General features: G+C 72.1%; 16 protein-coding genes. 11 read left to right on the forward strand and 5 right to left on the reverse strand.

Going from position 1 to position 13315, the window contains the following annotated elements:
• Positions 1-54 precede the first annotated feature (54 nt).
• Positions 55-594 carry a DUF5134 domain-containing protein gene (locus ACZ470_RS27455; protein WP_468431454.1) on the reverse strand — a complete coding sequence of 180 codons (540 nt, stop codon included), beginning with the start codon at positions 592-594 and terminating at the stop codon, positions 55-57.
• Between the two features lie 157 nt (positions 595-751).
• Between ACZ470_RS27455 and ACZ470_RS27460 the strand changes: the two genes are divergently transcribed.
• Together ACZ470_RS27460 and ACZ470_RS27465 are read left to right on the forward strand one after the other, a co-directional pair.
• Complete coding sequence (locus tag ACZ470_RS27460) at positions 752-2428, forward strand: FUSC family protein (RefSeq protein WP_468431412.1); 1677 nt, start codon at positions 752-754, stop codon at positions 2426-2428.
• The gene (locus ACZ470_RS27465; RefSeq protein WP_468431414.1) at positions 2425-3006 is read left to right on the forward strand and encodes a MarR family winged helix-turn-helix transcriptional regulator; all 582 of its coding nucleotides are present in this window, start codon (positions 2425-2427) and stop codon (positions 3004-3006) included. The genes ACZ470_RS27460 and ACZ470_RS27465 overlap by 4 nt, the downstream gene beginning before the upstream one ends.
• A gap of 46 nt (positions 3007-3052) precedes the next feature.
• Here ACZ470_RS27465 and ACZ470_RS27470 read toward each other — a convergent pair whose 3' ends face one another.
• Together ACZ470_RS27470 and ACZ470_RS27475 are read right to left on the reverse strand one after the other, a co-directional pair.
• Complete coding sequence (locus tag ACZ470_RS27470) at positions 3053-3817, reverse strand: VOC family protein (protein ID WP_468431416.1); 765 nt, start codon at positions 3815-3817, stop codon at positions 3053-3055.
• A 264-nt stretch (positions 3818-4081) separates the two neighbouring features.
• Positions 4082-4480, reverse strand: coding sequence for a VOC family protein (locus ACZ470_RS27475; RefSeq protein ID WP_468431418.1), 399 nt, complete (start codon positions 4478-4480; stop codon positions 4082-4084).
• A gap of 82 nt (positions 4481-4562) precedes the next feature.
• On the opposite strand from ACZ470_RS27475, the gene ACZ470_RS27480 reads away from it, so the two are divergent.
• Positions 4563-5105: a GNAT family N-acetyltransferase gene (locus ACZ470_RS27480; RefSeq protein WP_468431420.1), complete on the forward strand. Its 543-nt coding sequence runs from the start codon at positions 4563-4565 to the stop codon at positions 5103-5105.
• A gap of 4 nt (positions 5106-5109) precedes the next feature.
• On the opposite strand, the gene ACZ470_RS27485 is transcribed toward ACZ470_RS27480, so the two are convergent.
• Positions 5110-5793, reverse strand: a complete 684-nt coding sequence (locus ACZ470_RS27485) for a glycerophosphodiester phosphodiesterase (protein ID WP_468431422.1) — start codon at positions 5791-5793, stop codon at positions 5110-5112.
• A 253-nt stretch (positions 5794-6046) separates the two neighbouring features.
• Between ACZ470_RS27485 and ACZ470_RS27490 the strand changes: the two genes are divergently transcribed.
• The 5 genes from ACZ470_RS27490 to ACZ470_RS27510 all read left to right on the forward strand — a co-directional run bounded on the left by ACZ470_RS27490 (position 6047) and on the right by ACZ470_RS27510 (position 10662).
• Positions 6047-7444 (forward strand): DUF6421 family protein, encoded by a 1398-nt coding sequence (locus ACZ470_RS27490; RefSeq protein WP_468431424.1) that lies wholly within the window; start codon positions 6047-6049, stop codon positions 7442-7444.
• A 38-nt stretch (positions 7445-7482) separates the two neighbouring features.
• On the forward strand, positions 7483-8229 hold the full coding sequence (locus ACZ470_RS27495) for an SDR family NAD(P)-dependent oxidoreductase (RefSeq protein WP_468431425.1): 747 nt from the start codon (positions 7483-7485) through the stop codon (positions 8227-8229).
• Positions 8226-9296, forward strand: coding sequence for a threonine aldolase family protein (locus tag ACZ470_RS27500; protein ID WP_468431427.1), 1071 nt, complete (start codon positions 8226-8228; stop codon positions 9294-9296). The genes ACZ470_RS27495 and ACZ470_RS27500 overlap by 4 nt, the downstream gene beginning before the upstream one ends.
• An 86-nt stretch (positions 9297-9382) precedes the next feature.
• Entirely contained in the window at positions 9383-9955 is a 573-nt protein-coding gene (locus ACZ470_RS27505) for a transglutaminase domain-containing protein (RefSeq protein ID WP_468431429.1), read from the forward strand.
• A 14-nt stretch (positions 9956-9969) separates the two neighbouring features.
• Positions 9970-10662 (forward strand): B3/B4 domain-containing protein, encoded by a 693-nt coding sequence (locus ACZ470_RS27510; protein WP_468431431.1) that lies wholly within the window; start codon positions 9970-9972, stop codon positions 10660-10662.
• A gap of 34 nt (positions 10663-10696) precedes the next feature.
• Here the strand turns inward: ACZ470_RS27510 and ACZ470_RS27515 are convergent, their stop codons facing one another.
• Positions 10697-11425: a lysophospholipid acyltransferase family protein gene (locus ACZ470_RS27515; RefSeq protein WP_468431433.1), complete on the reverse strand. Its 729-nt coding sequence runs from the start codon at positions 11423-11425 to the stop codon at positions 10697-10699.
• 256 nt (positions 11426-11681) lie between these two features.
• On the opposite strand from ACZ470_RS27515, the gene ACZ470_RS27520 reads away from it, so the two are divergent.
• The 3 genes from ACZ470_RS27520 to ACZ470_RS27530 form a co-directional block, all read left to right on the forward strand.
• On the forward strand, positions 11682-12020 hold the full coding sequence (locus ACZ470_RS27520) for a thioredoxin family protein (protein ID WP_468431435.1): 339 nt from the start codon (positions 11682-11684) through the stop codon (positions 12018-12020).
• 217 nt (positions 12021-12237) lie between these two features.
• A complete protein-coding gene (locus ACZ470_RS27525; RefSeq protein WP_468431437.1) occupies positions 12238-12747 on the forward strand; it encodes a flavin reductase family protein in 510 nt (169 codons plus the stop codon).
• Between the two features lie 217 nt (positions 12748-12964).
• Positions 12965-13315, forward strand: a 351-nt coding sequence (locus ACZ470_RS27530) for an electron transfer flavoprotein subunit beta/FixA family protein (protein ID WP_468431439.1), incomplete at its 3' end; no start/stop codon positions are given.

Below are 13315 nucleotides of genomic sequence, written 5' to 3' on the forward strand. Positions count from 1 at the left end.
CCGCCCGGGAGCACGGGCCGAAGGACCGAAGTGACGCAGACAACGGTCCCGCCCTCACATCGTCAGCAGCATCGCCACCATCGCGATCCCCATGGACAGCCGGCAGGCCCGCGCCAGCTCCGGCCGGTCGCCCCAGCCGGTGCCGCCGCCCGCGACGGAGGCCACGGGGACCAGCCGCACGCCGGCGGCGAGCACGTACGCCATGAAGTAGAGCAGCAGCGTCCCGGTCAGCAGGGGGGTGCCCGAGCCGCCGTGCCCGTGCCCCGGCCCGGCCGCGGCCATGGTCACCGCCATGTACACCATCGCCCCGGAGCCGATCAGATGGTGCAGATGACGCGCGCTCGTCCGGGCCGCCCACAGCGCGTGCAGCCCGGCGGCGCCGAACACCGCCGCGAAGGCCGGCCAGGCCCAGGCGGGCGGCGTGAACGCCGCCGCCGGCACCGCCATCACGGCCATGCCGAAGCCCATCAGAGCCTCGCCGCCCGCCGCACGGCGCTGTTCCTCCACACGGCTGCGCATGCGCAGCAGACAGTAGGCGCCGGTCGCCGCGCAGAGCGCGACCAGCAGCCAGCCGGACGACACCGGTCCGTGCACCGCGACCTCCCCCTCGACCCGCTCGACGGTCGGTGGTGGCATGCCCGGTCCCGGCCGCGGACACCCGAGCGCACGGGAGTGCACGGGAGCGTTCGGGGGAGTGCGGCAGGCCGGAGCATATAATTCACAGGTAAAACACCTGCTAACGTTGTTCCCCATGAGCAGTGCGCCCCCCACCCCGCCCACGTCCCGGAGTCTCCCGCTCGCCGCCACGCTGCGCCTCGGGCGGCCCTCCAACATCTGGTTCAAGCCGGCCCTCAGCGTGGTCGCCGCCGTCGCACCGCCCAGCCTGCTCCTGGTGGCGCTCGGCCGGCTCGACCTCGCGATGTACACCATGGCCGGTTCCCTGTGCGCCCTGTACGCCCACAATCGCCCGTACGCCGCCCGGGCCAGGGCGCTGGCGTGGGTGGTGCTCGGCATGCTCGCCGGTCTCGCCGTCGCCCTGGTCGCCGCCTCCCTCACCCGCGACGCCGTGGTCCTGGTCGCCGTCGGCGCCGTACTGGCCGCCGTGCAGAAGGCGCTGTGCGACGCCACCCGCGTCGGGCCGCCCGGCAACGTGGTCCTCACCTTCGTCAGCTCCGCCTCGCTGTTCGTGCCGCAGACCCTCGGACAGGTTCCCGGTCATCTCGCGCTCGCCGCCGCGGCCGGAGCCTGGGCCTATCTGGTGGGCATGGCGCCCGCGCCGTTCCGCCCGCACGGACCCGAACGCCGCGCCACCGCACACGCCCTGAACGCCGCCGCCGCGTACGCCGCGACCGGCGGCCCCCGCGACGCCCACCCCGGCGCCCGCGCCGCCGCCCACGCCGCCGTGCAGGTGGCGTGGCAGTCCCTGCTCTCCACCGGCGACCGCCCCTCCGCCACCCGCCGCGCCCTGGAACGGCTCGTCGTGCGCGCCGAGGTCGCCCTCGCCGCGCCCGACGACGCCGACCCCGAACGCCTGCGCGCCTGGGCCCGCGCGCTGCGCGGCAACGGCGCCGTCCCGCGCCCCGACGACCCCCGCGCGGACGCCGCCGAACTCCTCGGCGTGGCCGCCGAACGCGCCACCCCGCCGCGGCCCCTGTGGACCAGGCTCGGGCCGCTCACCCCGATCGCCGTCCGCACCGCCCTCGGCTGCGCCCTCGCCGGCTGGGCCTCCCTCGCCCTCGGGATCGGCCGCCCCTACTGGGCCCTGGTCACCGCCGCCTCGCTCTACCAGGCCAACGTCACCCTGACCTGGAGCCGGGCCGTCCAGCGCGTCGTCGGCAACCTCGCCGGCGTCCTGCTCTTCGCCGCCGTCGCCCCGGTCGCCCACCTCGGCCCGCTCGCGCTGGTGCTGTGCTGCCTGCTGTTCAACTTCGGCGCCGAGGCGCTCATCAGCCGCAACTACTGGCTCGGCAGCGTCTGCGTGACCCCGCTGGCGCTGCTCGTCACCGAGTTCGCCGGGTACCAGCGGCCCGGCGACCTGATCACCGAGCGTGCGGTGGACACCGTCGTCGGCGCCCTCGTCGGGTTCGCCGCCGCCGTGGCCGTCACCAACCGGAGGGCGGGCGACCATGTGGAGCGGGCGCTCACCACGGTCGACCGCGCCCGCGAACACGCCGCGCGCCTCCTGGCCGGGCCCCCGCCCGCCCCCGCCACCCTGGCCGCCGCCCGCCGCGACCTCGCCGCCGCCCTGGTCGATCTGCGGGCCACCGTCGACGCCGCGTCCGGCGAGTGGTGGCAGCGCGCGCTGCCCCAGGAGCGGGTCGTGCTCGCCGAGCGGTCGGGACACCGTACGCTCGCGGCGACGGTACGACGCCAGGGGCTGCTTCCGGACCCCGGCACGGGCACGACCACGGAGGACGTACGGCCATGACGGCGACCGAAGGACCAGCGGCGGCCGACGGCGGGGGAGCGGCGGAGGCCGACGGGGACGTGCCCGGCCGTTCGCGGGGCGACACGGTCGCCGCCGTCGTCCGTCAGTGGCGCGCCGTCCACCCGGACCTCGACACCGGTCCCATGGAGGTCATCGGCCGCATCAACCGCTGCGCCGCCCTCCTCCAGCAGGCGGAGGACGCCCCACTGCGCCGCGCCGGACTGACCCGCCCGGAGTTCGACCTGCTCGGCGCGCTGCGCCGCACCGGCCACGAGCTGACCCCGAGCGAGCTGGCCCGGGAGACGTTCTCCTCGGGCGCCGCCGTCACCAAACGCCTCAAGCAGCTCACCGAACGCGGACTGGTGGAGCGCCGCGGCGACACCCGCGACCGCCGGGTCGCCCATGTCCGCCTCACCGACTCCGGGCGCGACCTTGTCGACGGCATCCTGCCCGCGCAGCTGGCCTACGAGACCGCCGTCCTGTCCGGTCTGGACAGCCCGGAACTCGGCGAACTCGCCGCGCTGCTCGGCGAACTCCTGGGGCAGCTCGAAGGACGCCTGGGCGCGCTGCGGGCGTGACGGCCCCGAGCACTCCCCACGGGCACGCCCCCGAGCACGCCCGCGCTCACCCCTCGTCGGCCGCCCGGTACACGCCGAACATCGCCCCCTGAAGGTCACGGAGCACCGCGATCCTCGGACCCTCCGGATGGGAGACCGGTTCCATCAGCACCGTGCCCCCCACCGTCGTGGTGGTCACCGCGGCGTCGTCCACGTCGTCGACGGCGAAGTACGGCAGCCAGTGCGCCGGCACCTCGTGCGGGAACTTGTCGTCCATCGTGACCATGCCGCCGAAGTCCGTTCCGCCGACGCTCCACTGCGGATAGCGCACGGAGGGGTCCACGCTCCAGCCGAACACGGTGGTGTAGAAGGCCACGGCCTGCTGCGGCGCACGGGTCAGCAGCTCCACCCAGCCCAGTGACCCGGGGGTGCCGAAGACTCCGGCGCCCGGGAAGGCGCCCGCCTGCCACAGCTGGAAGACGGCGCCCGTGGGATCGGCCGCCACCGCGAACCCGCCCGCGTCGAACACGTCCGTCGGACCGAACAGCGTCTGCCCGCCGGCGGCCCCCACCTCGTCGAGGGCGGCCTCGACGTCGGCCACCGCGAACGACACGTTCCAGGCCACCGGCTGCGCCTCCTGGTACAACGGCGCCAGCCCGGCGACCGCCGCGTCACCCAGGTACGCGACCGTGTAGCCGCCCGCCTCCTCGCGCGGATCCGCGTCGGGGCGCCAGCCGAACAACCGCGTGTAGAACCGCCGGGCGGACTCCAGGTCGGTGGTCCCGAGCTCGACCCAGCAGGGCCCACCGGTCACCGGCGCGGACAGTCTCATGGCGCTCCCTTCGGTCCACCGCCACGCTAAGCCCGGCCCCCGCTCCCGGCCATCCGGCGTGAATCCCGCCGGCGAGGGCCGGGGGACCGGTGCCTCGGCCCCGTACCCCACCGTGTGGCGGTCTGCCGCGTTCACCCCGTGCGGCATCGGCCGCCCGGTCGCCGCACCCCGGAGACCGGCCGGACCGTGCCCGACCGCCTCACCGGCTCCGGTCTCCGCGAACCGGCCCGCGCCGACCGTGGCCGGGCGCCTCCCCGGTGACCCCTAGATGCCCGGCCGGTACCGCAGCGGGTGTTCCGCCGGGATCTCGACCAGCACGATCGGTGTGCCGTCCGGGTCGGTGATCCACATCTCGATCAGCCCCCACGGCTCCTTCACCGGGGGACGGACGATCTCGACGCCCTCGGCCGCCAGTTCCTCGTGCGCCGCGGCGACGTCCTCGACCTGGAGCCACAGCCGTACGACCGGCGACGCCGCCGACGAGGAGTCCGAACGGCCCGAGAGCTCCAGGAACCCCCCGCCGAGGAAGTAGACGGTGCCGCGCTCAGGGCCGGTGCCGAACTCGCGGTGGACGGCGAGGCCCAGCCGATCGCCGTAGAAGGCGCGGGAGCGGTCGGGATCGGTGGGGCGGAGCAGGACGCGGCTGCTCAGTACGTGCACCATGCGGCCGAGCGTAGTGGCCGGGTTAGTCTCGTTCCCGCCCGAGCCACGCCGGAAGGCGCCGCAGACGAACCGGAGACGTGCCATGGAATCCGCCACCGACACCGCACTGACCTTCCGCGATGCCACCGACGCCGATGTGGACGCCCTCGTCGCGCTGATCGAGTCGGCCTACCGGGGAGAGTCCAGCCGGGCCGGATGGACCACCGAGGCGGACATACTCGAGGGACAGCGGACCGACCGGGAGGGCGTGCTGGAGGTCATCAAGGCGCCGGACAGCCGGCTGCTCACGGTGGAGCGCGATGGCCGCACGGTCGCCTGCTGCCAGCTGGAACACCGCGGCGCCCACGCCTACTTCGGGATGTTCGCGGTCAGCCCCGCCCTCCAGGGGGCGGGACTGGGCCGGGCGATCATCGCGGAGGCGGAGCGGCAGGCCCGCGAGACCTGGGGCGTGAGCGAGATGCACATGACCGTCATCTCCGTGCGGGAGGACCTGATCGCCTGGTACGAGCGGCGCGGCTACCGCCGTACGGGAAGGATGACGCCCTTCCCGTACGGCGACGAGCGCTTCGGCGTTCCGCAGCGCGACGACCTGGAGTTCGAGCTGCTGGTGAAGGAGCTGGTCTGACGGCTCACGCGGTGAAGCGGCCGGTGCGCTTGATCTCCGGGTAGTCGGTGGTGGCGCCGTCGAGCCCCAGGGCCCGTACCAGCCGGAGGTGGTCCTGGGTGTTCACCACCCAGCCGATGATCCTCAGCTCGGCCTTCCGCGCCTGCTCCACGATCTCCAGCGTGAGCCGGCGGATGTTCAGACAGACGGTCGAGGCACCGGCCCCGACCGCCCGCTCGACGACGTCGGGGCCGTAGCGGCTCGCGATGAGCGCCGTGCGCACCCCGGGCACCAGGCGGGCGATCTCCGTGATCGCCTCGTCGTGGAACGAGGACACCTCGATCCGGTCGGCCAGGTCCCGTTCGTTCATCACCCCGGCCAGCGCACGGGCGGCCTGGACGTCCTTGATCTCGGCCTGGAGCGGTGCCCGGACGGCGTCGAGCACCTCTTCGAAGACGGGAATACGCTCGCCGCGCCCGGCGTCCAGGGCCCGGAGCTCGGCGAGCGTCTTGTCGGCGATCGCGCCCGTGCCGTCGGTGGTGCGGTCCACATCCGTGTCGTGCATGACGACGAGCGCGCCGTCCTTGCTCAGATGCAGATCGAGTTCGATGACGTCGAGGCCCGACTCCTGGGCGGCGACGAAGGACCGGAGGGTGTTCTCGGGTTCGACACCCATGACTCCGCGGTGACCGATGGTGAGGAAGTTCAAGAGACGACTCGCTTCCGTCGACGGCGGCGGGGGGCCGCGTCCCTACGGCCCTCCTGGACCGTATCGCCTGTGCCCGCAGCGTCCAGAGGCTGAACATCGATTGCGCAGGCGCTCGCCCGACCGGGTGTCTCACAGGAAAAAATGCGGCCGAGGCGGGGGTGGGGCAGGATATTTTCCCGAGGCTCCCCTTGCTGGGAGAAACCCCATGTGTATACGGTCTTCTTACGCGAGGTTCTCCCGTGGAGGATGGGAAATGACGGAAATTCTTGTGCAGGTGGGTGCGGAGGGGAAGGTTCCTTCGGTGGTCAGGGTGGTTGAGCACCCGGCATGGCCCGTGCTCAAGGATGCCGTGGAGCGGATCCGGCCCTGGCAGTCCAAGGACGGCTCGATCGACTTCGACGCCGAGAACGCCCCGGCCCGGACCGACGCCGAGCACGCCGTGCGCCAGGTGATCGAGGCCGTCGGGCAGCTGTCCCCGCTGCTCCCGCACGACCGCGCCTACCACGAGGCGCTCGCGAAGGACCTGGGCCGCTGGGCCGAGGGCGGTTTCGAGGTGCCCGACTTCCTCGACTCGCTGCTGGCCTTCCAGCCGGCCGCGCACCGCGAGGACGGCCTCCAGCACCTGGTCGTCTTCCCGATGTACACCCAGAACGGCAATCCGGACCGCAACATCGAGGCGGTCGTGCTGCGCATGGTCTGGCCCGACTGGCTGGCCGAGCTGGAGCGCACCCGTTACGACAACCCGCTGTTCTGCGGCATCACCTTCGAGGACTTCACCGCGGGCTACGACACCAACTCCGCGGTCCTCTTCCCCGAGACCATCGCCGTGCGCGAGGCCCCCGAGCGGTTCACCTGGGGCGGCATCTTCTGCGACCGCGAGGCCGCCCGATTCCGCCGCGTCACCGAGGCCGCCGTGGACATCCTGGGCCTGGAGCTGCCCGAGGACGTCGCCGCGATGGTGCACGACCAGAAGCGCTGCGAAGAGGCGTTCGTGCTCTGGGACATGGTCCACGACCGCACCCACAGCCACGGCGACCTGCCGTTCGACCCGTTCATGATCAAGCAGCGCCAGCCGTTCTGGATGTACGGCCTGGAGGAGCTGCGCTGCGACCTCACCGCCTTCAAGGAGGCCGTGAAGCTGGCCGGCGAAGGCGTCCCGCAGGCCCGTGACGTCCAGGTCGCGGTGCTCTTCGACCGCATGTTCCGCTTCCCGGTCACCGGCGCTCGCGTACGCAACTACGACGGTCTCGGCGGCCAGCTGCTCTTCGCCTACCTGCACAAGCACGACGTCGTCCGCTGGACCGACAACAAGCTCTCCATCGACTGGGAGCGCGCCCCGCAGGTCACCAACGAGCTGTGCGCCGAGATCGAGGCGCTGTACCGCGACGGCATCGACCGCCCCAAGCTCGTCCACTGGTTCGCCGGGTACGAGCTGGTCTCGACCTACCTCTCCCCGCACCCGGGCTCCAAGTGGGCCAAGGGCCCCGACGCCCTCGACCTGACGCAGCCGCCGCGGAAACTCGTGGATGACGTGCTTCCGGACGAGTTTCCGCTGAGCATGTTCTATGAGGCACTGTCCAAGAAGCTGAAGAACGTGATCGCCGCCACCAAGGGGATCACGGCGGACGGTGCCGAGCGGGTCGCCGCGTGAGCGATCGCGTATCCACAACTGCTCAGGAGGCGGGAATCATGGGGAACGGGGCGCTCGACGGTGCGGTGATCGCGGTGGCCGGCGCGGGGGGACCCGCGGGACGTGCGGCACTGCTCAGGCTGGCCGAGGCGGGGGCGACCGTCGTCGGCTCGGACAACGACCCGGAGCGGCTGGCGGATGCCGTGGACGCCGCGCGCTACGCGCACGGCGGCGCCACCGTCACCGGTGACACGGTCGACCTGCTCGACCTGGAGTCCACCCGCGAGTGGGCCGCCCGCACCGAGAAGGAGTTCGGCCGGGTCGACGGCCTGGTCCACCTCGTGGGCGGCTGGCGCGGCAGTGAGACCTTCACCAAGACCAGCCTGGACGACTGGGACTTCCTGGAGCTGCTGCTGGTGCGTACCGTGCAGCACACCTCCCTCGCCTTCCACGAGGCGCTCCAGCGCAGCGACCGGGGCCGCTACGTCCTGATCAGCGCGGCTGGCGCGACCAGGCCCAGCGCGGGCAACGCCGCGTACGCCGCCGGCAAGGCGGCCGCCGAGGCGTGGACGCTCGCCATGGCCGACTACTTCCGCAAGGCCGGGGGCGAGCGGGGACCGACGTCGGCGGCTGCGATCCTGGTGGTGAAGGCGCTGGTGCACGACGCGATGCGCGCCGACCGCCCCAACGCGAAGTTCGCGGGCTTCACGGACGTCAAGGACCTCGCCGAGGCTATCGTCGGCGTCTGGGACAAGCCCGCCGCGGAAGTGAACGGAAACCGTCTGTGGCTGACCGAGAAGCCGTGAACCCACCGAGGACCGACGCGCGTCGTCATCACGACCCGGACGTCCGCGGTTTCGCCAGCGACAACTACGCCGGGGCCCACCCGGAGGTGCTCGCCGCCCTGGCCCTGGCCAACGGCGGGCACCAGGTCGCGTACGGCGAGGACGCGTACACCGAGAACCTCCAGCAGGTGATCCGCAGCCACTTCGGCCCCACGGCGGAGGCCTTCCCGGTCTTCAACGGCACCGGAGCCAACGTCGTCGCTCTCCAGGCGGTCACGGACCGCTGGGGCGCGGTCATCTGCGCGGAGAGCGCCCACATCAACGTGGACGAGGGCGGCGCCCCGGAGCGGGTCGGCGGCATCAAGCTGCTCACCGTGCCCACCCCGGACGGCAAGCTCACCCCCGAGCTGATCGACCGGCAGGCGTACGGCTGGGACGACGAGCACCGCGCCATGCCGCAGGTGGTCTCCATAGCCCAGGCGACCGAGCTGGGCACCGTCTACACGCCCGACGAGATCCGCGCCATCTGCGAGCACGCCCACGCGCACGGCATGAAGGTGCACGTCGACGGCTCCCGGCTGGCCAACGCGGCCGCCACGCTGAACGTGCCGCTGCGCACCTTCACCAACGCGGTCGGCGTCGACCTGCTCTCGCTGGGCGGCACCAAGAACGGCGCGCTGTTCGGCGAGGCCGTCGTCGTCCTCGAACCGGACGGCATCCGGCACATGAAGCACCTGCGGAAGCAGTCCATGCAGCTCGCGTCCAAGATGCGCTTCGTGTCGGTGCAGCTGGAGGCCCTGCTCGCCCGCGACCTGTGGCTGCGCAACGCCCGGCACGCCAACGAGATGGCCCAGCGCCTGGCGGAGGGCGTGCGCGCGGTGCACGGCGTGGAGATCCTCTACCCGGTGCAGGCCAACGCGGTCTTCGCGCGGCTGCCGCACGACGTGAGCGAGCGCCTGCAACAGCGGTTCCGCTTCTACTTCTGGGACGAGGCCGCGGGCGACGTCCGCTGGATGTGCGCCTTCGACACCACCGAGGACGACGTTGACACGTTCGTGGCGGCGCTGAAGGAGGAGATGGCCCGCTAGCGGCCCACCCGCAGTGCTTGCATAGATATGCGGTCGACCGGAAATGCATTGACTGCCGGTCGGCCGCATACCTATGCTCTGGCGGCATGCAGCTGATCCAGGAAACCCCGGACCTCTCCGCCTATCTGGCCGCCGATGAGGCGATCGACCATCACCATCCACGGGTCCGCGAGACGGCGGCGCGGCTCGCCGCCGGGGTGGATGACTCGTATGAATATGCGCGGGCGGCCTTCGAGTTCGTGCGCGACACCATCCCGCACTCACAGGACTCCGGTGATCTCCGGGTCACCTGGCGCGCCTCCGACGTCCTGGAACAGGGCACCGGCATCTGCTACGCCAAGGCCCACGCGCTGGCCGCGCTGCTGCGGGCCGAGGACATCCCGACCGCCCTCTGCTACCAGAACCTCGGCGTCGTGCACGGCCTGGTCGCCGTACGGTTCCGCGGCGCCTGGCACCGGCAGGACCCCCGGGGCAACAAGCCCGGAGTGGACGCGCGGTTCTCCCTGGACGGCGAACGACTGGCCTTCGCCCCCGACCCGGCGTCCAACGAGATGGACTATCCAGTCCTGTATGCTGCACCGCATCCGGTCGTGCTGAACGCCCTCCGGGCCGCCTCCGACCGGCCGCACCTGTGGCGGACGCTCCCCACCGCACTCTGAACCCAAGGCGGGCCATGACTTTCACGCCGACCGTGTCCGACGAGGTACGTGCCCTCGCCCCCGGCTTCACCCATGTCGTCGTCGAGGCGCACGACCTGGTCAACGGGCCCAGCACGGAGGAGAGTTCCGCGCTGCTCGAGGAGGCGGCCGACCGGCTCGCCGGACGCCTCCGGGGGCGGGCGCCGCACGAGGACCCGCACATGGCGGCCTGGCGCGAGGTCTACACGGCCTTCGGCTCGAAGCCGTCCCGCACCCGCAACTCGGCCGAGGCACTGGCCCGACGGGCCCTCACGGAGGCCGGCCTGCCCCGGATCAACCTCCTCGTCGACCTCTACAACGCCGTCAGCGTCGCCCGTCTGATCCCCGTCGGCGGCGAGGACATCGACCGGATCCGGGGCGGAATGCGGCTGGTACGGGCCACCGGCGGAGAGGACTTCGTGACCGTCGCGGGCGGCGAGGAGACCGTCGAACACCCCGACGCGGGCGAGGTGGTGTGGCGCGACGACACCGGCGTGACCTGCCGTCGCTGGAACTGGCGGCAGGGGCCGCGCACCCGGCTCACCGAGGAGACGGTCTCGGGCGTCTTCCTGCTGGAGAGCCTGGCGCCGATGCCCGTGACCGAGGTGGAGGACGCGGCGGCCGAACTGGCCGGTCTGCTGGAGAAGTTCAGCCCCGGAGCACGGATCACGGTCCACCCCGCCGCATGAGCGGCCCCGAACGGGCCGCCGGCGGCGGCGGGTGTCAGTGGGCCTCGGCCTGCCGGACCTGCTCCGGGGTCGGTGCCGTACCGCCGAGGTGGGCCGGCATCCACCAGGTGTCGTCCGCGTCCTTGGGGCGTACCGGATAGGCGCGCTGTGCAGCCTCCAGCAACTCCTGTACGCGCTCGCGCAGCTGCCGGGTGATCGCGCCCGCGTACTTGTCCTTGGACGCCTCGAGCGCCTCGCCGACCCGGATGGTGATCGGGGTGTGACTGCGCCGGAAGTTGCGCGGGTGCCCCTTGGTCCACAGCCGCTGCGTGCCCCACACCGCCATCGGGATCAGCGGCACGCCCGCCTCCTGTGCCAGGCGCGCGGCACCCGACTTGAAGCTCTTCAGCGTGAACGACTGCGAGATCGTCGCCTCCGGGAAGACGCCCACGATCTCCCCCGACCGCAGCGACCGCAGCGCGTGCTCGTACGCCGCCTCGCCCTGCGTGCGGTCCACCGGGATGTGCTTCATGCCGCGCATCAGCGGACCGGAGACGCGATGCCGGAAGACCGACTCCTTCGCCATGAAACGGACCAGCCGCTTCTGGGGGAGCGCCGCCAGGCCGTTGAAGACGAAGTCCAGATAGCTGATGTGATTGCTCACCAGCACGGCGCCGCCCGAGCGCGGTATGTACTCCGAACCCTGGCAGTCGATCTTGAGGTCCCACACCTTGAACAGGGTGCGGGCGAAACCGACGACGGGCCGGTAGACGAGTTCTGCCATGGGCGGGTTGGAACCCTTCCTTCTCTGCCTGGGAAGGCGGCTCCCAGTCGAAGTTACGCAGCCGTAGGTTTTACGGCTTGTCGCAGATGGTGCCCGAAGAACGGCCGGTGAACCAGCCCTGGTGCCCGTGTGCGGCGAGATTCTCGTCACGTCCACCCCTTCAGCCACCTCGGCCTTTGTGCGCACGGCCGGGAATGTCCGCCGTCCCGGGGACGCTGGAGACCGTTGACGGCGGAGCTGTGGAAGGAGTGCGGGAGTGCGGGACCGGGACGACGGAGGACGCATCGACGGGACACAACCGTGGACCGGGCTCGGAGCCGAACTGGGGGAGCGAGCCACCCTGGTGCAGTTCTCCAGCGCCTTCTGCGCGCCCTGCTGGGCGACCCGGCGGGTGCTCGCCGAGGTGGCGGCCCTGGTCCCGGGCGTGGCCCACGTGGAGATCGACGCCGAGGCCCACCTGGACCTCGTGCGCCGCCTGGAGATCGAGCGGACGCCGACGGTGCTCGTCCTCGACGCCGCCGGACGGATCGTACGGCGCGCGGCCGGACAGCCGCGCAAGGCCGATGTGATCGCCGCCCTCGGGGAGGCGGTGTGACGGCCGCGGGGCCCCGGGTGAGGCATCTCCCACATCACGGGACCGACTTGACTGTGCATGCCACTTGTCGTCAGCCTGACCCCATGCCTTCGGAACTCCTTCGCCCTCGCCGGGTACCCGGCCGCCCGGCGGCCGCCGCCCGCCCCGCGCGTGTGCGCCGACCGGGCCGGTGAGCAGCCGCGAGCCCGTTCGTCACCTCCCGCGGAAGGACAGTTCCATGACGGCCACGTCCGGCCTCGGTACCGCCCGGCCCGCCTCGCCCGATCTGTTGCGCTCCGTCTTCCGCAGGCACGCGGCGGGCGTCGCCGTGATCACCGCGCGCGGCCGTTCCGGTCCGGTCGGCTTCACCGCCACCTCCCTCGCCTCCGTCTGTGCCGATCCGCCGATGCTGTCCTTCGCCATCGGCACCGGGAGCTCCAGCTGGCCGGCGATCGCGACGGGCGACCACGTGGGCGTGCACGTCCTCGGCGAGCACCAGCAGGAGCTGGCGACGACCTTCGCGCGCAGCGGCGCCGACCGCTTCGGACCGGCCACCGCCTGGCGGGAGGGGCCCGAGGGGGTTCCCGTGCTGGACGACGTGCCGGCCTGGATGGTGTGCAAGGTGGCGGCCCGGGTGCCCGCGGGCGACCACCGGATCGTGGTCGCCGAGGTGCTGCTGGGCGACTCCACCGGCCATGGCCGTCCCCTCCTCTACCACCAGGGACGCTTCACGCGCCTGCGCGACTGAACGGGGTTCTCCCTGGTCGCGGACCCGTCGAGTTCCGGTTACGCTGCGTTGCGAAGGTCACAGTTCAAAGCGCTTGCTTAGCGGGAAGGAACTGGGTGTACTGACGAGTAATATTTCGTCCGGAGCGCGGGCCGCCCCGGCCGGGATCGCCCGCTTCAGGCGCCTATGCTGCCTGAAGGCAGGCAGCCAGAAATGACGATGCAGTAGGAGAGCCGGCGTGAGCTTGAGGATCGTTGTCACCGTGAAGTACGTGCCCGACGCCACTGGCGACCGGCACTTCGCCGATGACCTGACCGTCGACCGTGACGACGTGGACGGTCTGCTCTCCGAGCTGGACGAGTACGCGGTCGAACAGGCGCTGCAGATCTCGGAGAACTCCGACGACGACGTGGAGATCACCGTCCTGACGGTGGGCCCGGAGGACGCCAAGGACGCCCTGCGCAAGGCGCTGTCCATGGGCGCCGACAAGGCCGTCCACGTCGAGGACGACGACCTGCACGGCACCGACGCCATCGGCACCTCCCTGGTCCTGGCCAAGGCGATCGAGAAGGCCGGCTACGACCTGGTG

The organism is Streptomyces sp. NPDC031111 (genome assembly GCF_055570675.1).